This is a genomic window from Mesorhizobium sp. WSM4935 (genome assembly GCF_029625735.1).
Taxonomy (GTDB): Bacteria; Pseudomonadota; Alphaproteobacteria; order Rhizobiales; family Rhizobiaceae; genus Mesorhizobium.
Genome location: NZ_JARTVR010000065.1, coordinates 1 through 269, shown reverse-complemented (window position 1 = coordinate 269; position 269 = coordinate 1). Strand labels below are relative to the sequence as shown.

At 55.0% G+C, this 269-nt stretch carries 1 protein-coding gene; it reads left to right on the top strand.

Annotation, left to right across the window (positions count from 1 at the left end; all coding sequences use genetic code 11):
- On the top strand, positions 1–269 hold a 269-nt coding region (zapE, locus tag P9273_RS32120; protein ID WP_278052586.1), incomplete at both ends, for an AFG1/ZapE family ATPase.

Here is a 269-nt window from a genome sequence, read left to right as displayed (position 1 = left end):
ACCCGACGACGTTCAAAAAGAGGCCGTCAGCCGCCTGGAAATTATTTATCAAGAACTCATCAATAGCAGGCCACCAGCCCCCAGGACGAGTGGGCTAATGGCGCGGGTCGGTAAGCTGTGGGGTAAACGCGAAGACACAAAGCATACGCCAGTGCGTGGCTTATATATGTGGGGCGGTGTAGGACGCGGGAAAACCTGGCTGATGGACCTTTTCTATCAAAGCCTGCCGGGAGAGCGGAAACAGCGCCTGCACTTTCACCGTTTTATGC